The organism is Corallococcus sp. CA041A (assembly GCF_003612075.1).
In the GTDB taxonomy this organism is placed as follows: domain Bacteria; phylum Myxococcota; class Myxococcia; order Myxococcales; family Myxococcaceae; genus Corallococcus; species Corallococcus exiguus.
Window position 1 is genome coordinate 1 of the sequence record NZ_RAWF01000167.1, and the last position, 22,363, is coordinate 22,363.

Annotated in this window: 16 protein-coding genes and 1 pseudogene; 8 read left to right on the plus strand and 9 right to left on the minus strand. The window is 69.5% G+C overall.

Going from position 1 to position 22,363, the window contains the following annotated elements; genetic code table 11:
- Together D7V77_RS44930 and D7V77_RS26660 are read right to left on the minus strand one after the other, a co-directional pair.
- Positions 1-743, minus strand: a pseudogene (locus tag D7V77_RS44930) (serine/threonine protein kinase); the annotation flags it as partial.
- A gap of 82 nt (positions 744-825) precedes the next feature.
- Complete coding sequence (locus D7V77_RS26660) at positions 826-1,578, minus strand: TIGR02266 family protein (RefSeq protein WP_120579120.1); 753 nt, start codon at positions 1,576-1,578, stop codon at positions 826-828.
- 104 nt (positions 1,579-1,682) lie between these two features.
- Between D7V77_RS26660 and nuoE the strand changes: the two genes are divergently transcribed.
- The 7 genes from nuoE to D7V77_RS26695 are packed head-to-tail and all read left to right on the plus strand — an operon-like array spanning position 1,683 to position 9,900.
- The gene (gene nuoE / locus D7V77_RS26665; RefSeq protein ID WP_120579121.1) at positions 1,683-2,171 is read left to right on the plus strand and encodes an NAD(P)H-dependent oxidoreductase subunit E; all 489 of its coding nucleotides are present in this window, start codon (positions 1,683-1,685) and stop codon (positions 2,169-2,171) included.
- A 40-nt stretch (positions 2,172-2,211) separates the two neighbouring features.
- Positions 2,212-3,552, plus strand: a complete 1,341-nt coding sequence (gene nuoF, locus D7V77_RS26670) for an NADH-quinone oxidoreductase subunit NuoF (protein ID WP_120579122.1) — start codon at positions 2,212-2,214, stop codon at positions 3,550-3,552.
- Positions 3,549-4,055 carry an NADH-quinone oxidoreductase subunit J gene (locus D7V77_RS26675; RefSeq protein WP_120579123.1) on the plus strand — a complete coding sequence of 169 codons (507 nt, stop codon included), beginning with the start codon at positions 3,549-3,551 and terminating at the stop codon, positions 4,053-4,055. The genes nuoF and D7V77_RS26675 overlap by 4 nt, the downstream gene beginning before the upstream one ends.
- 25 nt (positions 4,056-4,080) lie before the next feature.
- Positions 4,081-4,383, plus strand: coding sequence for an NADH-quinone oxidoreductase subunit NuoK (nuoK, locus tag D7V77_RS26680; RefSeq protein ID WP_120527355.1), 303 nt, complete (start codon positions 4,081-4,083; stop codon positions 4,381-4,383).
- Between the two features lie 25 nt (positions 4,384-4,408).
- Entirely contained in the window at positions 4,409-6,637 is a 2,229-nt protein-coding gene (gene nuoL, locus D7V77_RS26685) for an NADH-quinone oxidoreductase subunit L (RefSeq protein ID WP_120579124.1), read from the plus strand.
- Positions 6,634-8,325, plus strand: coding sequence for a NuoM family protein (locus D7V77_RS26690; protein WP_120579125.1), 1,692 nt, complete (start codon positions 6,634-6,636; stop codon positions 8,323-8,325). The genes nuoL and D7V77_RS26690 overlap by 4 nt, the downstream gene beginning before the upstream one ends.
- Before the next feature lie 15 nt (positions 8,326-8,340).
- Complete coding sequence (locus D7V77_RS26695; RefSeq protein WP_120579126.1) at positions 8,341-9,900, plus strand: NADH-quinone oxidoreductase subunit N; 1,560 nt, start codon at positions 8,341-8,343, stop codon at positions 9,898-9,900.
- Between the two features lie 519 nt (positions 9,901-10,419).
- On the opposite strand, the gene D7V77_RS26700 is transcribed toward D7V77_RS26695, so the two are convergent.
- The 5 genes from D7V77_RS26700 to D7V77_RS26720 form a co-directional block, all read right to left on the minus strand.
- Entirely contained in the window at positions 10,420-11,874 is a 1,455-nt protein-coding gene (locus tag D7V77_RS26700; RefSeq protein WP_120579127.1) for a sigma-54 dependent transcriptional regulator, read from the minus strand.
- Positions 11,871-14,381: an ATP-binding protein gene (locus tag D7V77_RS26705; RefSeq protein WP_120579128.1), complete on the minus strand. Its 2,511-nt coding sequence runs from the start codon at positions 14,379-14,381 to the stop codon at positions 11,871-11,873. The genes D7V77_RS26700 and D7V77_RS26705 overlap by 4 nt, the downstream gene beginning before the upstream one ends.
- On the minus strand, positions 14,378-16,306 hold the full coding sequence (gene selB / locus D7V77_RS26710; RefSeq protein ID WP_120579129.1) for a selenocysteine-specific translation elongation factor: 1,929 nt from the start codon (positions 16,304-16,306) through the stop codon (positions 14,378-14,380). Before selB ends, D7V77_RS26705 begins: the two co-directional genes overlap by 4 nt.
- A gap of 28 nt (positions 16,307-16,334) precedes the next feature.
- Positions 16,335-17,030, minus strand: coding sequence for a phosphoribosyltransferase (locus D7V77_RS26715; protein ID WP_120579130.1), 696 nt, complete (start codon positions 17,028-17,030; stop codon positions 16,335-16,337).
- A 162-nt stretch (positions 17,031-17,192) separates the two neighbouring features.
- Positions 17,193-18,086, minus strand: a complete 894-nt coding sequence (locus D7V77_RS26720; RefSeq protein WP_120579131.1) for an Hsp33 family molecular chaperone HslO — start codon at positions 18,084-18,086, stop codon at positions 17,193-17,195.
- A 272-nt stretch (positions 18,087-18,358) separates the two neighbouring features.
- Here D7V77_RS26720 and D7V77_RS26725 point away from each other — a divergent pair, with 272 nt between their 5' ends.
- Entirely contained in the window at positions 18,359-19,042 is a 684-nt protein-coding gene (locus D7V77_RS26725) for a succinate dehydrogenase (RefSeq protein WP_120579132.1), read from the plus strand.
- A 114-nt stretch (positions 19,043-19,156) separates the two neighbouring features.
- Here the strand turns inward: D7V77_RS26725 and D7V77_RS26730 are convergent, their stop codons facing one another.
- Positions 19,157-19,675 (minus strand): single-stranded DNA-binding protein, encoded by a 519-nt coding sequence (locus D7V77_RS26730; protein WP_120579133.1) that lies wholly within the window; start codon positions 19,673-19,675, stop codon positions 19,157-19,159.
- A 262-nt stretch (positions 19,676-19,937) separates the two neighbouring features.
- The gene (gene dacB / locus D7V77_RS26735; RefSeq protein WP_120579134.1) at positions 19,938-22,202 is read right to left on the minus strand and encodes a D-alanyl-D-alanine carboxypeptidase/D-alanyl-D-alanine-endopeptidase; all 2,265 of its coding nucleotides are present in this window, start codon (positions 22,200-22,202) and stop codon (positions 19,938-19,940) included.
- Positions 22,203-22,363: the final 161 nt, after the last annotated feature.

The window sequence follows — 22,363 nt, forward strand, 5'->3', positions numbered from 1 at the left end:
GCGGGAGGGGGCATCGGAGCGGGCGCGGCGGCGAGCGGAGGGGTGATGATGAGCGGTTGGGACGCGCTGGGAACCGGCGCGGTCACGACAACGGGCTGGGACGCGGGCGCCGGCGGCGACCCGATGAAGGTCTCCCGGCGTCCTTCCGCCGGGCCGTCCTGGCGGAACGCCGGCTGGGGCTGCGGCGTCGCGATGGGCGGCGGCTGCGCGGGCTGCATCTGGGTGGAGGCCTGCGCCAGGTCCAACGCCGGCATCGCCACGCGGTGCGTGCGCGACGGCGGCACCGGCGGCGGCCCCACCTGGGACTGGGAGGAGGCCCCGGCCGAGGAGGACGGATCCACCTCCGCCTCGTCCAGGAGCAGCTCCGGCGGCGGCGGCGGGACGTTCATCGGTTCGTCCTCGTCCAGCGGACGGCCGATGTGCGTGGCGTCCTCCGCCGGCAGGAGCTGATCCGCGAAGAAGTCGTCGACCTCCGACGCGAACCGGTCCTGCAGGTCCCCCTCCACCACCCGCTCACCCGTTTCGGTGAGCTTCAGCTGGGCCTCGCGGTCCATGGCGATGTAGTGGAACTTGCGCAGGAAGAAGAAGTAGTTGTCGAACTCCAGCGAAACGGACGGTTCGAGGGCGGCCTTCACGTCGGCCAGCTTGTTCGAGCGTCCCAGGCGGCCGTTCTCCCGCAGATTCTGCAGGATGAGCAGCGCCTCTCCACTGACGGTGTCACGATGGATGGCGGGCTTCGTCATGGGTGCGCGGACTCTACGCGGCACCCGCCCGGCGCTTCAACGTCTGGTGCGACGAAGAAGCGCCTGGGGAATCACCCGGGCCCTACCGGATGCGCAGGAGCTGCTTCACCGTCTCCAGCACTTCCACGAACCGCACGGGCTTGCGCAGGTAGATATCCACCCCCAGCTGCATCGCCCGGTCCTGGGCCTCCTTGCCACCCGCGGAGATCGCGATGACCGGGATGCCCTTGAGCTCCTCTTCCTCCCGGATGCGCTCCACCAGGGCGAAGCCGTCCATCACCGGCATGTAGAGGTCCAGCATCACCAGGCTGAAGCGGTCCTCGCGCAGCCGCAGCAGGGCGTGGTGGCCGTCCGGGGCGAAGTGGACCTCCAGCGGCACCTTCCCGTGCAGGTCGTTGCTCGCGAGCTTCTTCAGCACGTAGCTGTACATCTCGATGATGTGCGGGTTGTCCTCGACGATGAGCACACGGAACCCGTCCTGCTCAGAGGGGGTCACCGCGTTGTCGTTGGGTCCCGCCGCACTCAAGATGTCACCCAGTCGCCGCCGGTCCTGCTCGCTCTCCACACGGATGCCCACGCCGCCCGGCTGATCGGGCGCGGCCAGGCGCACCCACGCCACCGTCCCGGCGACTTCTACCGGATCCAGCAGTCCCGGGAAAGAAAGAGCAAGCCGCAGCTCGTCCCCCACCGCGAAGAGCTGCTCGGTCTGGACGAAGAACCCTCCGGTGGAGAGGTTTTCCGTCACGTCCCGGACCGGGCGCCCATGGGCGTAGTCCACCCGGAGGATGGTGGGGATGCGAGGGTGCTGCCGCTGGTCCGCAGGGTCCAGGCTCATAACAAGGGGTTGAAATCGCTCGGTAATTTGCTGAGGGCGGCCCAGTCTACCGCCGAGGGTTTATGTTGACAACGAAGCCATTGCGGCAATACGTACGGCCCGCCATGGCGGAGCCCCTGTTCACTCCTGAAGAGCAGAAGAAGTTCGACGCGGGGATCGCGGAAATCCTCTCGCACTACCCCTCTGATCGCAAAAGCGCCGGCATGCTTCCCGCGCTGCGCCTGCTGCAGGACCTCAAGGGGTGGTTGCCTCCTGATGGTCTGCGGCTGGTGGCGAAGAACCTGGAGGTCACGCCGGAGCGCGCCTACGAGGTCGCCAGCTTCTACGTGATGTACCACCTCAAGAAGCCGGGCAAGTACGTCATCGACGTCTGCACGAACCTCTCCTGCTCCCTCTGGGGCGCGGAGAAGATGCTCGCGTACCTGGAGCAGAAGCTGGGCCTCACCGCCGGGGAGACGAACGACAAGTTCACCCTGCGCGAGACGGAGTGCCTGGCGTCCTGCGGCACGGCGCCCTGCCTGCAGATCAACGAGGATCACCACGAGCGCCTGACCCAGGCGAAGCTGGACGCCATCCTGGCCCGGCTGTCGTGAGTCGCCCCTCCTCCCCCTCGCTTTCCTAGGACGTTCATCCATGGCCTCTACGGCAAAGGCGGTCGAACCCGTCATCTCGGCGGCCTGGGGCAAGCCCCAGTCCTGGACCCTGGACAGCTACCGCTCGCGCGGTGGCTATGACGGGCTCAAGCGCGCGCTCTCCATGGAGCCCGCCGCCATCATCGACGAGGTGAAGAAGTCCAACCTCCGCGGTCGCGGCGGCGCGGGCTTCCCCACGGGCATGAAGTGGAGCTTCGTCCCCAAGGACAGCCCCAAGCCCAAGTACCTGGCCGTCAACGGGGACGAGTCCGAGCCGGGCACCTTCAAGGACCGCTACATCCTGGAGAACGACCCGCACATGATGCTGGAGGGCATCGCCATCGCGTCGTACGCGCTGGGCGTGCACACCTGCTACGTGTACCTGCGCGGCGAGTTCAAGTTCCAGGCGGAGCGCACCCAGGCCGCCATCGATGAGGCCTACAAGGCCGGCATCTTCGGCAAGACGATGATGGGCAAGGACTTCGCGCTCGACTGCTACGTGGTCCGGGGCGCGGGCGCGTACATCTGCGGCGAGGAGACGGCGCTGCTGGAGTCCCTGGAAGGCAAGAAGGGCTGGCCCCGCCTGAAGCCCCCCTTCCCCGCGGTGGTGGGCCTGTTCGGCAGCCCCACGGTGGTGAACAACGTGGAGACGCTCGCCAGCGTGCCCCCCATCCTCGCCAAGGGCGCGGAGTGGTACGCGAAGCTGGGCACGGACAAGTCTGGCGGCACGCACCTGGTGTGCCTGTCCGGCTCCGTGAACCGCCCCGGCGTCTACGAGGTGGGGATGCACACCACCATCCTGGAGCTGATCCACGACGACCAGTACGGCCAGGGCATGCCCAAGGGCCGCAAGGTCAAGGCGGTCATCCCGGGCGGTTCCTCGGCGCCGGTGCTGGGCGCGGACGAGCTGGACGTGGCGCTGGAGTTCGAGGCGCTGAAGATGAAGCAGACGATGGCCGGCTCCGGCGGCGTCATCGTGATGGACGACGCCACCTGCATGGTGCGCAGCCTCTGGCGCGTGGCCCGCTTCTACGCGGAAGAGTCCTGCGGCCAGTGCACCCCGTGCCGCGAGGGCACGCCCTGGCAGACGCGCCTGCTGCGCAAGATCGAGGAAGGCCGCGCGGAGCTGAGCGACATCGACATGCTGTCGAACGTCGCCTCCTCCATCGCGCCCTACCCTCCCATCGGCCTGGGCAACACCATCTGCGCGCTGGGTGACGCGGCGGCGCTGCCCACGCACTCCTTCCTCATGCGGTTCCGGGACGAGTTCGAGGCTCACGTACGGGAGCACCGCTGCCCGTACGGTGACCACCCCTGGGGTTCCTTCGGAGACTGGTCTTGAACATCGAATTGGTCCTCTTCGGCGTCTTCGCCGTCATGACGCTGCTGTCGGCGGGGCTGGTCATCACCGCGCGGAGCCCCATCAACTCCGCCATGGCCCTGGTGTCGACGTTCTTCTTCCTGGCCGGCATCTACGTGCTGCTCTGGGCGCACACGGTCGCCGCCGTGCAGGTGCTCGTGTACGCGGGCGCCATCATGGTGCTCTTCCTGTTCGTCATCATGCTGCTCAACCTGGGTGACGCCCCGCACCGCGGAAAGCCCACGGCGACGCGGTTCCTGGGTGGCGCCTCCGCGGTGGGCCTGCTGGCCGTGCTGGCCGTGACGCTGGGCCGGCTGAACGCGCAGCCCGCGCAGCTGGACGCGCGGGGCCAGGCGGCGTTCGGCACCATGGCGGCCATCGGCGAGACCATCTTCACCACCTGGCTGTTGCCCTTCGAAGCGGTCAGCCTGCTCCTGCTGGTGGCCATGGTGGGCGCGGTGGTGGTGGCCAAGTCCCGCATCTGATCCTCGCGACCTTCCGGACAACCCAATGGTCCCCATCACCTACTACCTCCTGCTGGCCGCGGCCCTCTTCTGCATGGGCATGTTTGGCGTGCTGGTGCGCACCAACGCGCTGGTCGTCTTCATGTGCGTGGAGCTGATGCTCAACGCGGTCAACCTGACGTTCCTGGCCTTCGCGCGCATGCACGGCGAAGGCACCGGGCACGTGTCCGCCTTCTTCGTCATCGCCGTGGCGGCCGCGGAAGCGGCCATCGGTCTGGCCATCGTCATCGCGGTCTTCCGCAGTCGCGGGTCCGTGAACGTCGACGACATCCGGACGATGAAGCACTAACGCCCCGTCACCCCTGAGCACACCCATGGACGGATCCCTCGTCGAGTTCTTCAGAACCGCACCCATCCCCCCGGAGGTGTTTTCGCCCTCGCTGGGGTTGATCATCCTGCTGCCGCTGCTGGGCGCGTTCGTGTGCGGCGTGTTCGGCAAGTGGCTGGGCCGGGCCAACGTGCACCTGGTGGCGTGCTCCGCCATCGCCGGCGCCTTCGTGCTGAGCCTGCTGGCCTTCTGGGCCACCAGCGACGCGGCCGGCGGGCGCGTGGTGAGCATGGCCAACCCGTTCGGCATCGAACGGGACACCATCCGCTACGCCATCGCGCACGACTACGGGACGTGGTTCGCCGCCGGTGACTTCCGGGTGAACTTCGGCCTGCTGGTGGACCACCTGTCGGGCATCCTGCTGCTCATCATCACGGGCGTCGGCTTCCTCATCCACCTGTACTCCACCAGCTACATGGAGCACGACGATGGGTACTGGCGCTTCTTCGCGTACCTGAACCTCTTCGTCGCCGCGATGCTCACGCTGGTGATGGCCGACAACCTGGTCCTGCTCTTCGTGGGCTGGGAGGGCGTCGGCATGGCCAGCTACCTGCTCATCGGCTTCTGGTACACGGACAGCGCGAAGGCGTGGGCAGGCCGCAAGGCGTTCGTCACCAACCGCATCGGTGACTTCGCGTTCCTCATCGCCACGTTCCTGCTCATCCTCACGGTGGGCGCCTTCAACCGCCAGGCGGACGCGCGGGACTACAACGCGGCGTCCACGTCGCGCGCTCGCTACGAGCAGGGCATCTCCCAGAAGGGCCCCGTCACCTTCAAGGGCCTGGAGAAGCTGGCCCTGGCCCTGCCGGAAGGCACGGGCGGCGCGGTGTCCCTGGCCACGCCCATCGAGTCCGGGCCGCTGGCGGGCTACACCTTCGGTGGCGTGATGACGTCCATCATGCTGCTGTTCCTGCTGGGCGCCGCGGGCAAGAGCGCGCAGCTGCCGCTCTACGTCTGGCTGCCGGACGCGATGGCCGGCCCGACGCCGGTCTCCGCGCTCATCCACGCCGCCACGATGGTGACCGCGGGCGTGTACCTGTTCTGCCGCATGAGCTCGCTCCTGGTGCTCTCTCCCACCGCCATGGCGACCATCGCCATCGTGGGCGCGCTCACGTCGCTGCTGGCGGCGCTCATCGCCTTCGCGCAGGACGACATCAAGAAGGTGCTCGCCTACTCCACGGTGTCCCAGCTGGGCATCATGTTCATGGGCGTGGGCATGGGCGTCTTCTGGGCCGCCGCGATGCACCTGATGACGCACGCGTTCTTCAAGGCCTGCCTCTTCCTGGGCGCCGGCAGCGTGATGCACGGCAACGGGGACGAGACGGACATCAAGAAGCTGGGCGGCCTGTGGAAGGAGATGAAGTGGACGCACGCCACGTTCCTCATCTCCACGCTGGCCATCACCGGCATCTTCCCCATCATGTCCGGCTTCTTCTCCAAGGACGCCATCTTCCACGGCGTGCACCACAACCACCTGCACGGCCTGGAGTGGGTCTCCACCTTCGTCTACGTGATGGGCCTGCTCATCACCGCGTCCACGGCGTTCTACATGTCGCGCGTCTACCTGCTCACCTTCACGGGCAAGCGGTCCCCGGAAGCGAAGCTGGCGCACGCGCACGAGAGCGCGTGGCACATGACGCTGCCGCTGGTCATCCTGGCGTTCCTCGCCTTCGTGACCTTCGCCTACGCCCTGCCCCTGATGCCCCGCGTGGGCGGCGGGATGCAGCCGGTGTTCGAGAACTTCCTGTCCCCCGTGCTGCGCCCGGCGGAGACGGTGGCCCGCGTGGCCAAGACGGTGCAGCTGGACACCAGCACGCCGACCCTCGGGGACTACGCCTTCGCGTGGATGTGGGCGCTCGCGGGCGGCGCGGCCGCGGCGTTCGCCTACCTGAAGTTCTTCCCCTCGCGAGTGGGCCAGCCCGTGCCGGCGTTCGCCCGCGCGGTGCGCCGCACGGCGCTCAACAAGTTCTACGTGGATGAGCTCTACGAGTTCATCCTCATCCGGCCGGTGAAGTTCGTGGCCTTCATCCTCTTCCGCGTGGTGGACGCGCTCGTCATCGACACGGTGCTGGTGCGCGGCACCGCGTACGTCACGGAGAAGGTGGGCCTCGGGCTGCGCCGGCTCCAGACGGGTGACGCGCAGGCCTACGCCGCCATCATGGCGCTCGCCATCCTGGGCGGCGCGGTCTACGCCCTCGTGCAGGTGCTTTCATGAGCTTCTTCGACACCCACCTGTTGAACGTCGTCATCTACCTGCCGCTCGTGTTCGCGGCGCTGGTGCTGATGCTGCCCGCGTCCGAGCACGGACAGGTCCGCGCCATCACCTTCGTGGGCATGCTGCTGGACCTGGTGTTCGGCGTCTGGGCGTACCTCCGCTTCGAGCCTTCCGGCGCGGAGTTCCAGATGGAGTTCCGCGTCCCGTGGTTCCAGCAGTTCGGGATGAGCTACCACCTGGGCCTGGACGGACTCGCGGCGAGCCTGCTGCTGCTGACGGTGTTCCTGGGGCCGCTGGTGGTGCTCGCCTCCACCACGTACATCAGCCACCGCATCAAGGAGTTCCACCTGGCGCTGCTGGTGCTCCAGACGACGATGCTGGGCGCGCTGGCGTCGATGGACGTCCTGCTCTTCTACATCTTCTTCGAAGCCATGCTCATCCCCATGTACCTGCTGGTGGGCGTGTGGGGCGCCGAGGACCGGCGCATGGCGGCGGTGAAGTTCTTCCTCTACACGCTGGTCGGCTCGCTGCTGATGCTGGTGGCCATCGTGGCGGTGTACTTCGTGAGCGGCGGCCCGGGTGTGCGCTCGTTCGACTACGGCACGCTCTACAACAACCTGCTCGCCGCCAATCAGCAGCTCGCCGCGTGCACCAACGGCCCGGAGGGCTCGTGCGTGGGCCTCTCGCCGCTGGCCGCCACGCTGCAAACCTACGGGCCGTGGATGTTCGCCGCGTTCGCGCTGGCGTTCGCCATCAAGGTCCCCATGTGGCCGGTGCACACCTGGTTGCCGGACGCGCACGTGCAGGCGCCGGTGGCGGGCTCCATGATCCTGGCCGGCGTGATGCTGAAGATGGGCACCTACGGCTTCTGGCGCTTCGCGATCCCGCTCTTCCCCGTGGCGGCGCACGCGGCCCGTCCGTTCCTCGCGGTGCTGGCTGTCATCGGCATCGTGTACGGCGCGCTGATGTGCCTGGCGCAGCGGGACATCAAGAAGCTCATCGCATACTCGTCCGTCAGCCACCTGGGCTACTGCATGCTGGGCCTGCTCGCCGTCACCGGTGAGGGCGCCACGGGCAGCGCGTACCAGATGCTCAACCACGGCATCTCCACGGGCGCGCTGTTCCTCCTGTTCGGCTTCCTCTACGAGCGCCGCCACACGCGCCTGATGTCGGACTACGGCGGCATCGCCAAGGTGATGCCGGTGTTCACCGCGGCGTTCGTCATCATCACCTTCTCGTCGGTGGCGGTGCCGGGCACCAACGGCTTCATCGGCGAGTTCCTGGTGCTGATGGGCACGTTCAAGAGCACCCTGCCACTGGGCTTCGGCGCGTTCGCCACGCTGGGCGTCATCCTGGGCGCGGCGTACATGCTGTGGATGGTGCAGAAGGTGTTCTTCGGCAGCATCACGCACCGGGAGAACCAGCACCTGCGCGACATGAACCTGCGCGAGATGCTCACCACGGCCCCCTTCATCGTGCTGGTGGCGGTGATGGGCCTGATGCCGCAGCCCTTCCTGGACCGCATCGCTCCGTCCACGGACCGCTACGTGGCTCGCGCCAGCGTGGGCGCTCCGGGCGCCACCCAGGCGAAGGACGACCAGCTGCGCGTGGAGGTGATGTCCCTGCCCTCCACCGCCGCCGCGGCCCGCCCCTCCGTTCCCGCCGCGCCGCTCGCCGTTCGCGAGTAGGCCCCGAAAGACTCCATGAACCTGCCAAATCTCACCCTGGCGGATTTCCTCCCCATGCTGCCCGCCATCATCATGGTGGTGGCAGCCTGCGTCCTGCTGTTGTCGGAGGTGTTCCTCTCCGCGACGGCGTCCCGCGGCTACCAGGCGGTGCTCACCGTCGTGGCGGCGCTGGCCAGCGGCGCCGTGGCCGTGGGCCTGATGTTCGAGCCGCCGCAGGAGGTGTTCCTCGGCTTCGGCGTGTTGGACCCCTTCTCCAGCTTCCTCACCCTGGTGGTGAGCGTGGGCCTGGGGCTGGCGGCGCTGAGCGCGGTGGGCTTCCTGCGCAAGCGCGGAGCGGAGCGCGGTGAGTTCTACGCGCTGATGCTCTTCGCCTCCGCGGGCATGAGCCTGCTGGCGATGTCGTCGGAGTTCATCACCATCTTCGTCAACATCGAGGTGCTCTCCATCGCGACGTACGCGCTGACGGCGTACCTGCGCCGCGGCACGCGCCCCAGCGAGGCGGGCTTCAAGTACTTCATCCTGGGCGCCTTCTCCTCCGCCGTCCTGCTGTACGGAACGGCGCTGCTGTACGGAGCCACGGGCACGACGAAGCTCAACGACATGGCGGGCCCGCTGCAGCAGGCGCTGTCCACGTCCCCGGCGCTCGTCTACGTGGGCGCGGTGCTCATCGCCGCGGGCTTCGCGTTCAAGGTGGCGGCCGTGCCGTTCCACATGTGGACGCCGGACGTGTACGAGGGCGCTCCCACCCCGGTGACGGCGCTCATGAGCGCGGGCGTGAAGGCGGCGGCGTTCGCGTCGCTGGTCCGCGTGTTCGTCACGGTGGGCAAGGACATGGACCCCAAGCTGCCGCTGATGCTCTTCGCCACGCTGGCGCTGCTCACGATGGTGGCCGGCAACCTGATGGCGATTCCGCAGCGCAACGTGAAGCGCATGCTGGCGTACTCCTCCATCGCGCACGCGGGCTACCTGCTCCTGGGCGTGGCGGCGCTGTTCGTCGTGGCGCCGGGCGAGCACTTCCGCCTGCTGTCCGCGTCCTCGCTGTCCGGTGGCACGCCGCTGGACGTGGCGCGCTCGGACGCGCTGCGCGGCATCCTGTACTACCTGCTGGCGTACACCTTCAGCGCGACGGGCGCCTTCGCCATGGTGTCCGCGCTGGAGCGCCGCGAGGACGAGGAGAAGGGAACCGCGTGGGACCTGGAGCGCTTCGCGGGCCTCGCGCAGCGCCGTCCGGGTTGGGCGTTCGCCATGGCGGCCTTCATGCTGTCCCTGGGCGGCATCCCCCCCACGGTGGGCTTCATGAGCAAGCTGCTCATCTTCCAGGCCGCCATCGACGTGGGCCTGGTGGGCCTCACGGTGGTCGCGGTGCTCAGCAGCGCGGCGGGCGCGTATTACTACCTGCGCGTCGTGGTCTACATGTTCATGCACCCCGTCCCCGAAGGCGCCCAGCCGCTGGAGCGCAACTGGGGCACCGAGGCCGCGCTGGTCATCTCCACCGTCGCCGTCGTGCTGCTGGGCATCCTCCCCGGCCACGTCACCGACTGGCTGGCCCAGGCCGGCACGCTGTTCGGTCAGTAGCCGTTCGCCGGCAGCTCGCGGCACCCGACGCCCGCCTCGGCCCCTGGCCCTGGCGGGCGTTGTCGTTGCGGGGCGTGGCTCACGGCGTCAAACGCCGCGCGCATTGCAGAAGTGAAATGGATCCGCGCCGCGTCATGCGGGCGGCTGCAACGCGGCGATGATGCAGGGAGCGGAAAAGAAGGCGGCCCGGCACCCGTGAGGGTGTCGGGCCGCGGGTCTTCTCAAGGTAACGCACCGGAAGTGCTGAAAGGGTGGGGGGGAACCACTTTCAACCTCGCTTCGATGCGTCCCGAGCCTAACGCTTAGCAGGTGCCATGCCAGAGCCCGTTTGGGACGAAACTCTAGAGTTCTCAAGCACTTGGACGACCGGGCAACAGTTTCGCCCCATTGCAGCCCTGAAATCGCGTTTCAGGGATGAAAACAATCAACGAATTCAGGAGGTTGGTTTTTTCATCCCTGAACGCAGGTGATTTCGGATCTGCACTCGTACTGGGAGGCAGGTGCGAGTTCGCTGGCAGGCTATTCGCGGGCACCGGCGGGAGGCCGCAGGTTGAGCCGCTTCATCTTCCGCCACAGCGTGGTGGAGGAGACGCCCAGCTCGTCCGCCACGCGGGCCAGGTCCACGCCGTGGCGCTCCAGGGCCAGGACGATGGCCCGGCGCTCCGCGTCCTCCACCACCTCCGCCAGCGTGGGGCCCGTGGCCTCCGTGCTGAGGGGCCGCACTGCGTCGGTGGGGGGCAGGCCCGTGGCCTCAGACGGAGGCGTGGCGGCGGAGAGCACACGGCTCTGGGGGCGCAGCGGGAAGTCCTCGGGGAGCAGCTCGTCCCCTTCCGCGAGCGCGGCGGCCTGCTCCACCAGGTTCTCCAGCTCGCGCACGTTGCCGGGGAAGTCGTACGTCATCAGGTGCTCCACGGCGGTGGCGGACAGGCGCCGGGGCCGGGGGCTGCGTGCGTTGGCGCGCTGCAGGAAGTGCTCCGCCAGCGCGGGCACGTCCTCCAGGCGCTCGCGCAGCGGGGGCACGCGCAGGAGCACCACGTTGAGGCGGTAGTAGAGGTCCTGGCGGAAGCGCTTCTCCTTCACCTCCAGCTCGATGTCGCGGTTGGTGGCCGCGGCGATTCTCACGTCCACGCGCAGCGCGGTGGATTCACCCACGCGGCGCACCTCGCCGTCCTGGAGCGTGCGCAGGAGCTTGGACTGGAAGGTGGGGCTCGTCTCCGTCACCTCGTCGATGAAGAGCGTGCCGTTGTCCGCCTCCTCGAAGAGGCCGCGGCGCGTCTTCACCGCGCCCGTGAAGGCGCCTTTGGCGTGACCGAAGAGCTCGCTCTCCAGCAGCGTCTCGCTGATGGCCGCGCAGTTGACGGGCACGAAGGGCTGCTTGCTGCGGCGGCTGTGCACGTGGAGCGCGCGGGCCACCAGCTCCTTGCCCGTGCCGCTCTCGCCCTGGATGAGGACGGTGGCGTCGCTCTGGGCGACGCGCATCAGGCGCGTGGTGAGCTCGCGCATGGCCTGGCTGCGGCCCACCAGCGCGGACAGGCCGTGGCGTTCGTTGAACTCCGTGGCCAGGTTGTCCACCGCCGCCTGGAGCCGGGCGCGCTCCAGGGCGCGCTCCACGCGGTAGCGCAGCTCGCCTTCCTTGAAGGGCTTGGTGACGTAGTCGTAGGCCCCCAGGCGCATGGCCTCCACCGCGCTGTCGATGGAGCCGAAGGCCGTCATCATGATGACCTGGAGGCGGGGCGAGGCCTCCAGCGCACGCTTGAGCAGCGTGAGCCCGTCCATGGGCTCCATCTTCAGGTCCGTGAGGAGCAGGTCCACGCGCGCCTTCGCGAGCCGGAGGAGCGCCTCCTCGCCAGTGGCGGCTTCGGCGACCTCGTAGCCCTCCTGTTTCAGGAGCAGCGCGGTGGTGGCGCGCATGTTTTTCTGGTCGTCCACCACGAGGATGTAGCCTCGGGGAACCGGAGTGGTCGCGTCGGTCATGAGAAGGACTGGGGCTGCGTGAGCGGCAGCCAGAAGGTGAAGGTGGTTCCGCGTCCGGGGGCGCTCTCCACGGCGATTTCGCCGCGGTGCTCCTCCAGGATGCGCTTCACCACCGCCAGCCCCAGGCCGGTGCCCTGGGCCTTGGTGGTGAAGAAGGGTTCGAAGACGCGGTGGAGCAGCTCCGCCGGGATGCCCGGCCCCTGGTCCATCACGTCGATGCGCAGCTGCTCGCGGCCTCCGTGCGTGTCCCGGCGCCCACGCACCCGGACCTCGCCGCCCTGGGGCATGGACTGGATGGCGTTGACGGCCACGTTGAACAGGGCCTGGCGGATCTGCCGCCGGTCCATGAGCACCGCGGAGAGGCCGGGATCCACCTCCACGGAGATGTACACCGGACGCTCCGTGGGGGCCTGCGCCCGCGCGGCCTCGAAGGCGTCCTGGAGCACGCGCAAGAGGTCCTCCGGCTGGAGCACCGGGTTGCGCGGGCGGGTGAAGTCCAGCAGGTCCGCCACCATGCGGTTGAGGCGGTCGCTCTCCTCCGCGACGATGTCCAACAGCATGGCCGTGTCCCCCCCGGGGTTCATGATGCGCCGGAGCGTGGCCACCGCGTTGAAGATGACGCCCAGGGGATTGCGCACCTCGTGGGCGACGATGGCGGACAGCTCGCCCAGCGCGGCGAAGCGCTCGCGCTTCACCATCTCCGCGCGGGTGGCGGCCAGCTCCGCGTAGCTGGCCCACAGCGATTCGTAGAGCCGCGCGTTGGCGATGGACAGCGCCAACTGGCCGCACGTCGCCTCCGCCAGCTCAATCAGCTCCGGGCCGAAGGGGCGCGGGCCCCGCACGTCGTCCACCAGCACCACGCCGATGAGCTCCTCGCGCGAGGTCAGCGGCAGGCCCAGCAGCGCCTTCTCCCCCAGCCGGTCGATGAGCACCGCGCTCACGGAGGTGCTCGCGGACGTCAGGTCCTCCACGGCGATGGGCTTGCGCTCCTGCGCCACGCGCGCGGCCAGATCGTCGCTGTCGAGCGGCACCACCACCGTGCGGAACATATCGCGGTGGGTCGCCGACGCAGCCGCTCCGCGCAGCACCTTGGCCTGCTCGTCGTAGAGCAGGATGAAGCAGTTGGACACGTCCAGCAGGTGCACCAGGAAGTCGGACGCGACGTCCAGGATGCTCGCCGTCTCCAGCACGCCGGACGTGGTGCGCGCCAGGTCCAGCAGGAGGCGCGTCTCCGTGAGCTGGCGCGCGGACTCGGCGCGGAGGCGGCGCTGCTCCAGGAGCGTCACCAGCAGCTCCGCGAGCGTGGACAACAGCCGCGCGTCTCGCTCGTCGAAGGGCCGCTCCTTCGCGCGCAGCGCCTGCACCACGCCCACGCTCTCACCGCCGCGGGTGAGCCGCGCCGCCGTCCCGCTGCCCAGGCGGCCCTGGGACAGGGTCTCCAGCGCGCGCCCCTGCGACTCGGAGGACAGCACGCCCCCGTCCTCCCGCAGCGACGCGGCCAGCAGCACGCCGGTGGCGCGCACGGCCTCCGCGTCACTCCCCTCCTCCAGCCCCACGTGGGCGGAGAGCCGGGGGGCCTCCCCTGGTTCGGGGACGACGTGCAGCGCCACCGCGCGGGCCTGGAGCAGCTCCGCCACTCGCGCGAGGAACGTCTCCGGCGGCGGGGGCACGGGCTGCGCCACGAAGCGCGCCATCTCCGCCACCGACTCCACCTCCCAGCGGCTGCGCGCGCCGTCCGCCTGGAGGTGGGCGTCCGCGAGCGCCGCGCCCACCACCTTCGCGAACAGCGTCAGCACCGAGCCGTGCCGGGGCGCCACCCACGGGCCCGCCACCCAGAGCACCTCCGACTGCGGCCCGCCCACCGGCAGGTACGCGTGCGTGGGCTGCGCATGGTCCGCGCCGCCGAACACCGGCCGCCCGTCCGACAGCGCCTCCAGCGCCAGGTGCGAATCCGCCGGAATGGACACTCCGTCGCGCACCACCCACCGCGTGCCGTCCCAGCGCAGGAGCCGCGCCCGGAAGCCCGCGGCCTCCAGGCCCGCCAGCGCCACGCGCCGCACGCCCTCCTCCGAGCGCGCGGACACCAGCCCCGCGGACGTGTCCACCAACCGCTCCGCCACCACCAGCTCCCGGGGGCGCTCCGCCACCACCATGCAGCTGAGCAGCAGGGCGAAACGCCCGTTGTCCAGCCGCAGGGGGTTGGCCTGCACGTAGACCTCGCCCGTCGCCCCGTGGACGCTGAATATCTTGTAGAGCTGCGGACGCCCGTCCAGCGGCGCACCCGTGGCCACCCGGTGGAAGCGGTCTCCCATCCGGCTGCGCTCCTCCGGCTGCACGAAGTCCAGGAAGGAACGCCCCTCCACCTGCTCCACGGGCAGTCCCAACAGCCGCGCGTACGCGGCATTGGCCACCCAGACGTGCCCCTCGCCCTCCACCACCAGCACGGGCTGGGTGAAGGCATCCACCAGGGCACGCAGTTCCTGCTCGCTGTAGGCCTTGTCACTCATCCGCGACGCAGCACCCGTTTGTCCCCCACCCTCAGCGTCACCTTCTCCCGGTCGAAGTACTCCGACAGGGGGATGGTGAACTTGCGGCTCTGGCCCACCAGTTCCTTGAAGCCCTGCGTGGAAATCTCCTTCTGGTCCTTCAGGTACGTCACCAGCCGTCCGCGCAGGTCCTCCAGCGCGCCCGTGTCGAAGCACAGTTCCTCGCTCACCCGCACGCCCGTGCCTGACGCCACCAGCACCTTCAACAACTCCTGCAGCTTCGCGGGCGGGAGCCCCAACTTCTGCGACAGCTCCGTGACGGTGGGCGGCGCGAGCCCCGCCGCGGACAGCTCCGCGGACAGGCGCGTGCGCGCGGCCTCGTCGCCCAGCGTGAGCGTACGGCCCCGGCCCTTGAGGCGCACCAGGTCCTTCTCCGCCTCCACGCCGCTGGAGTCCACCAGCGCCTGCACCACGCGTTGGAACAAGCGCGCGTCCAGTTGGGCGGAGAGCCGCTGACGGAGCTCCTCGCGGGACAGGCCCTCGCGCATGGGCTCACGTTCATGGAACGCGGCGAGCAGCGCGAGCGAGCGCTGGCGCAGTCCCTCGAACACGTCCTGCGCCACGTAGAGCCGCCGGTCGCGGTCCACCAGCAGCACCTGCCCCTTCGCGCCCAGCAGCTCCAGCGTGCGCGTGAGCACCTTGGGCGAAAGCCCCGAGCGGCCGAACAGCTCCGTCTGCGTGAGCCCCGCGTAGCCCGCCTGCCTGAGGAGCCACCCCACCTGCCCGGCCGCGTCCGCCTCCAGGAGCGGCCGCACCACCGACGACGCACCCTTGCGCCGGCGCGGCGGCGTGATGGAGAGCACGCGGCCCCCGGCCACCGTGGCGCCCCGTCCCGGCAGCGCGCGCGAGCCGCGCAGGATGAAGCGCTGGCCCACGAGCGCGCCCACCGGAGACTCCAGCCGCAGCTGCGCGAGCCCCGTCTCCCCCGGCGAAAGCGACTCCAGGTCCAGCAGCGCCACCGTGGCCTCCACCTGCGCGGTGCCCAGGTGCAGCAGCAGCTTGCGGCGCTTGGGCAGCGGGACTTCCGCGGCGGGCAGCAGCGTCAGCTCCACATCCAGCATGGACGTCTCCGGCAGCTCGCCCGCGCGCGTGAGCACCATGCCCCGGTGCACGTCCTCCGTCTGCACGTCCGTCACGTTCACCGCCGCGCGCTGCCCCGCCTCCACGCGCGCCACCGGCTGGCCGTGCACCTGCACGCCGCGGACGCGGAAGGGGCCCGGACGCGCACCGGCCACCGAGGGAAGCAGCGACACCGCGTCATCCACCGCCAGCGCGCCGGACAACAGCGTGCCCGTCACCACCGTGCCGAAGCCCTTGATGGTGAAGGCCCGGTCCACCGGGAGGAACACGGGGCCCTCCGAGGGACGCCGTGGCAGTGAAGCGCCCGCGCTCGCGAGCGCCGCCTTCAGCTCCGGCAGGCCCTGCCCCGTGCGCGAGGACACCGGCACCACGGGCGCGGTCTCCAGGAAGGTGCCGACGGTGAGCGCGGCGAGGTCCGCCTCCACCAGCGCGCGCCAGTCGTCGCCCAGGCCCTCCAGCAGGTCCGCCTTGGTGAGCGCGACGACGCCCGCCTTCACGCCGAGCAGGCGGCAGATGTCCAGGTGCTCGCGCGTCTGGGGCATGACGCCTTCGTCCGCCGCCACCACCAGCACGGCCAGGTCCACGCCGCCCGCGCCCGCGGCCATGGCCTTCACGAAGCGCTCGTGGCCGGGCACGTCCACCACGCCCGCCACCTGCCCGTCCGGGAGCGGCAGGTGGGCGAAGCCCAGCTCCAGGGTGATGCCCCGCCGCTTCTCCTCCGGGAGCCGGTCGGTGTCGGTGCCCGTCAGCGCCTTCACGAGGGACGTCTTGCCGTGGTCGATGTGCCCCGCCGTCCCGATGATCATCGCCGCGTCAACGCCCTTGAAGCTGGACTCAGGCCCCGGCCTTGTCCGGGTCGTCGTCGAAGTGCGCGTCGCCCATCACCGGCTGGTAGTCCCACGGGAAGACGAAGAGCGAGTCCGTGGACAGCCCCACGTGGTCCGGCGTGAAGCCCTCCGGCCGCGCGATGAGACACGCGGTGCGGATCTCCTTCGCGCCCACCTTCTTCGCGAGCGCCGTGGCCAGCTCCAGCGTGTCTCCGCTGGATGCGATGTCGTCCACGATGAGCACGCGGCAGCCCTTGATTGCCGGGGGCATCTCCTCGCTCACCTGGGGCTGGCCGCGCTCCTGGGTGCGCTCGGCCTTGTCGCGGCTGCGGCGGCTGATGCGCACGGGGTAGAACGGGCAGCCGAGCGCGCCCGCGAGCGCCCCGCCCACGTACACGCCGCCGTGGGCCACGCCCACCACCGCCTGTGGCTCCCACGCCTGACGGATGGTGCGCGCCAGTTGCTGCACCTTCCGGTCGAACTCCGCCCACGACAGCTCCACCACGCCCGTGGACTTGTGCCGGGACTGGTCGCGGCCGGTGGGTTGGCGAGGGGCCTCCACCTGGGGCGCCAGGATCATGTCATTGGGAATGGAGACGAGCTTCTCCGCCCCGTCCTTCTGGGCGGCGGAGGGCACGGCAGACTTCTGGGAAGGGTTGCGCTGGTCCTGGGACTTCGGCGGCGCTGCCCGCTTGATGGCCACGGCGAAAGCTCCGGGTGAGGTGCGGCCCTGTCATATCCCGAGCACCGCGACCCCGCCACAACCGCCGCGAGTGCCTCCCCTGAGGATGTGAGGCGCTGAAAAGTCCCCGGAAAACGAAGGATGTCTGTCTTCGTGACAGGCGCCTTGTCCACGGGGACAGGCTCAGGCGCTGCCCTCGGTGAGCATCTGCTGGATCTCCGCGCCGGGGATGACATAGCGCGTCGTGCAGAACTGGCAAGTGGCCTCTGCCTGGCCTTCTTTCTCCAGCAGGTCCTTCAGCTCCTCGCGGCCCATGGCGAGCAGCGCGAGCTTCACGCGGTCCCGGCTGCACGAACAGGTGAAGCGCAGCGGGTAGCGCGACATGACCTCCAGGTCCGCCTCCGGCACGAGCGAGCGAAGGAGCGTCTCCGCCCCGTCCTGCGCGTGCGCCTGCACGGCCGTCTGGAACTGCGCCTTGAGCCGGGTGCCCAGCGCCTTGAAGGCGTCCTTGTCCCCGTTGGGCAGGGGCTGCACGAGCAGACCCACCACCGTGGCGAGCGGATCCTCCTGGCCGTCCACCTGGCCGGGCAGCTGCGCCACCAGCAGGTGCGAGGGCACCTGATCCGACTGGTGGAAGTAGCGCTCCAGGTCCGCCACCAGGTCGAAGTGCTCCAGCTCCACGGACGAGCGGTAGTACTCGCCGCCGCCCTGGTCGCGCAGCACGGACAGGAAGCCCTGGTTCCCCAGCACCGGGCGCCAGTGATAGCGCCCCTCCGAGCCGGAGTACTCCACCAGGGTGTTCTTCACGTAGCCGCGCACGACGCCGTTCGCGTCGCCGTCCACGAAGAGGCCGCGCAGGGGGCCGTCGCACTCCAGTTGCACGTTGATCCGGGAGTCCGTGCCCTTGCGGAGCGACCCCATGAGGGCGGCGACGGTGAGGCCCTGGGACAGGAGCGCGGCGGAGGCCGGCATGCTCTGGTGCGTGGCGCGGGCCTGGCGGGACAGGTCACCGGTGGTGGCCAGCACCAGGCGCAGGTCCGTCGCCTTCAACAATCCACTGACAAGCTCATCAGGCATAGGGCTGGTTAGCGTGCCCCACCCGTTCGCGCCCGCCAACGGAAGAGGGACGGAGACGGGCCGCCTGCCCGGCGGCCAGCAGTCAGGGCGGGGGGCTGGCATCGCCAGGGCTTATGAGTCGGTGTTCCCCTGCTGGCACGGGCGGATGCGGAAGAAATCCAGCCCGCGTGACGGAACGGCTATAAACCGGCGGAAGGCCGTATCACCCAGGCCCTGACTTGGGCTCGCGGGGGTCTTCACCCCACCCATCCGCGCGCCCCGCTGGAGACTCGATGAGCACCCAAGCCACCGCCGAAGCCCTCACCGACCGGAACCCCCTCTTGAAGTCGCGGCTGGGGTCGTTCCTCGCCGTGGTGCCCCTGAGCTTCTGGGTCATCAACCATCTGTGGGACAACCTGTCCGCCTTCTACGGCGCGACGGCCTGGGAAAAGTCGGTGACGGAGTACGCGAACCCGTTCGCCCAGGCGTTCACGTTCATCATCGTCATGCTGCCGCTGCTCATCCACACGGCGTGGGGCCTGGTGCGCATCTTCACCATGAAGCCCAACAACCTCGCGTACAGCAACTACGGCAACCTCAAGTACATCGTGCAGCGCGTGGCGGGCCTGGGCGTGCTCGCGTTCCTGGGCGCCCACATCTGGCTGGCCTTCCTGCACCCGCGCCTGGTGGAGGGCCACGCGGAGCCCTTCATGGATATCGCCCGGGAGATGCACTACCACGGCCCCACGCTGATGGTTTACCTGCTGGGCACGCTGGGCACCGCGTACCACCTGGCCAACGGCCTGCAGACCTTCGCCATGGGCTGGGGCATCTTCGCGAGCGACCGCTCCATGCGCCGCTTCGAGCCCTTCTCCATCCTCATCTTCCTCATCCTGCTGGCCATGTCCTGGGGCGCCATCTACGCGCTCTACACTGCGGGCGCGGCGTACGGCCCTGCCGGCCTGGACGTCGGCTGAAGCAGTCCTGAAGAAGCGCCGGGGCCTTGAAGCCCCGGTGCCCGAAAACACGACCGACCGCCCCTGACATCCAGGAGCGGCCGGTTCGCTTTTCAGGGGAATGGCCCCAGGGCGTTAGAACGGGATGTCGTCGTCCGTGCCGCCGTGGTTGCCGCCGCCCATGCCGCCACCGTCGTCCATGGGAGGGGGAGGCTGGCCGAAGTCGTCACGCCCCTGCCCGTAGCCGCCGTTGCCCTGCGGCTGCTGCCGGCGCCCACCGCCACTGCCGCCGCTGCCGCCGCTGTAGCCCTCACCGGCGTCACGTCCGCCGAGGAAGGTGACGGAGGTGGCGACGACCTCGGTGGTGTAGTTCTTCTTGTTTTCCTTATCCATCCACTCGCGCGTCTGCAGACGGCCTTCGACGAAGCACTGCCGTCCCTTCTTGAGGTACTCGCCGCACAGCTCCGCGAGCTTTCCCCAGACGACGATGCGGTGCCACTCGGTGCGCTCCTGCTTCTGGCCGTTCTTGTCGTTCCAGCTCTCGCTCGTCGCGATGCGGAAGTTCGCCACGGCCTGACCGCCCGGGGTGAAGCGCACTTCGGGGTCCGCCCCGAGGTTGCCGATGAGAATGACCTTGTTCACGCCTCCAGCCATGTTTCCTCCCGATACCTGACCCCTCTAGGGCCAGGAACAAACCTGCGAGGCCACACGCCCCGACAGGTCCTTCAGCCCATAGCATCCACCACTGACATTCCCCGGGCCACTAAACGGCCAGGGGTGCCGGGGACGCACGTCCGCCTGCTCCCCTAACGGGAGGCCTCAAGGATTCCGCGATGTTGGGAGGTGCCGGGAGCCGGCTGGGGGGAGAGTCCGCCCGGACGGAGACGTCCGGGCGGAGGGAAGCCGAGGCGAGGGACTACCCGCCCGGGCGGAGGACCCCGGAGGCAGGGACCACGTTGGGCGTGGCGGAAGCGGGCGCGACCACCTGGACGGGCTGGGCGCGCTGGGAGGTCCGGGCCTCGGCCGTCTTGGTGGTGAGAGTGGAGTCCAGCCCCTTGGCGAAGGCCACGAGCTGGGCATCCGTCCCGCCAGAGCCCAGCTTGCGCAGGGACTTCCAGAACGGGTGGGTGGTGTCCCCGGTCTTCACCAGCCCCTGGGCCAGGAGCGGCACGGTCGCGTCGCGCTCCACGGTGCTGGCGGTGCGCAGGGCAACGACCAGCTCCTCGGGGGCGGTGCGGGCCACCTCGCCCAGGCCATCCGCCAGTTCGTCCTGCGCCTCGACGTCACGGGCGGTGCCGGCCGCGCGGCACAGCTCCAGCACGCGGGCCAGGGCCTCCGTGTTTCCGCCGGAGGCCAGCTCCACCATGCTGCTCACGCCGGGCACGCCCACGGACAGGGCGTGGGCCACCTGGCGCAGGCGGCCGTAGACGTCATCCGTGGCGGAGTAGCTGTCCAGCAGCGTGCGGGTGCCCAGGTAGTCGTGCGGGTTGGACTGGTAGAGGCTCTCCGCCAGCACGGCGCGCACGGCGGGGTCGCGCTCGCTGCGCCACGCGGTGCGCAGGAAGCCGATGTTGCGTTGATCGCGCTGCTTGCCCAGCTCCAGGTAGGTCTTCACGCGGTTGGCGATGTCCGGCAGGCCGCCCTGCGCCTTCTGGCCCTCATTGAGGGAGGCCAGCGCGTTGCCCGGCCCCAGCGTGGAGCCGGTGGCGGCCACGGCGGCGCCCAGCGCGTCCATGCCCGCGACGACAGGGCCGGCGCGGCCCGCGTAGTCGTTGACCATGATGGAGAAGGAGAACTTCTCCCCGCCCGCGGACTGCACGTAGCCGCTGAGCGCGGAGACGCCCTCCAGGGTGCCCGTCTTGGCGCGCAGCCGGCCCACGGCGTCCGTGCCGTCGAAGCGGTACTTGAGCGTGCCGTCCTTGCCGGCGATGCCAAGCGAGGACAGGTACTCCGGGGCCAGCGGGAAGCGCTCGTACATGTGGCGCAGGAGCCGGTCCACCTGCGCGGTGGAGAAGCGGTTGGCGTCGTTGAGACCGCTGCCGTTCTTCATCACGTAGGTGCCGCGCGGGATGCCCACGTCGCGGTCCAGGAACTCCTCCACCACGTCGATGCCCTTGGCGAACGAGCCCGGCTGTCCACGCAGCTCCGCGCCCATCGTCTTCAGGAGCGTCTCCGCGACGAAGTTGCTGGAGAGCTTGTTGAGGCGCTTGAGGACGATGTCGAACGTGTCGGATTGCGCCACGTGCACGACCTTGGCGCGGGACGGCGTCAGGCCCAGCTTCACCTTGCCCTTCACCTTCACGCCGCGCGACACGAGCAACTGCTTGAGCGACCCGCCGAAGTACAGGGGCGGGCTGTCGATCTTCTTCCAGACGCTGACGGCGCCGCGCTCGTCGGGGACCTGGCCCTTGACGACGATCTTCTGCTTGTCGCCGTACGCGTCGGACTTCACGGACACGCGCCGCGCGCGGCCGGGGCCGCTGGTGACGGTGTTCTCCACGACGAAGAAGTCGCTGGGCGGCTCCATGTCCACCACGGCCTTGCCGCCGGGAGCGGCGCGCACGTAGACGGCGACCGCGTTCCAGTTGAGGCTCACCGCGCCGGTGGGCGCCATGTACGCGCGGTCGGAGTCCTCCTGGTCGTAGCCCGGAGGAGTGCGCTCGGCGTCGAACCAGGAGTCGTCCACGACGATGTCCTGCACCTCCTTGAGGCCCGCGTGGAGCAGCTCGGAGGTCATGCCGTAGAGGCGCTCGGTGGTGACGGTGGGGTCACCCTTGCCGCGAACGTAGAGGGTCTTGACCTTGCCGTCGGCGGGCATCTCCGCCTCGACGAGGAACTCCGTCTCGTAGCGGAACTCCGGCCCCAGTGCGACGAGGGCCGCGGAGGACGTGACGAGCTTCACGTTGGAGGCGGGGTTGAGCAGTTCGTCCGCGTTGTGGCTGAACACCACGGTGCCGTCGTCCAGGCTCTGCATGTGGACGCCGACGCGGCTGCTCTTGAGCGCGGTGCGCTGCATGACCTGCACGAGCGCGTTCTTCAGCGCCTCGCGTTCAGCCTTTTTGTCGGCGGACGGCGACGCGGCCAGGGTGGCGGAAGGGAGCCACAAGGCAATGACGGTCGCTGCCCAGAAGGGTCTGGTTCGAAAAACCTGCACGCACGCTCCAGGGAAGTCGCGATCCATTATGAAGAAGGGACGAAAGGGGCGGCAAGGGTGGGGGACGGATCCACGGTCGCTGTTACCCTGCCCGCCTGCCTGCTTCCTGGAAACAAGAAGAAGGCTGTCGCAGCATGGACGTCCCGCCTGACATCCACCTCGTGACAGACGCCATGCCCCCCCTGCCC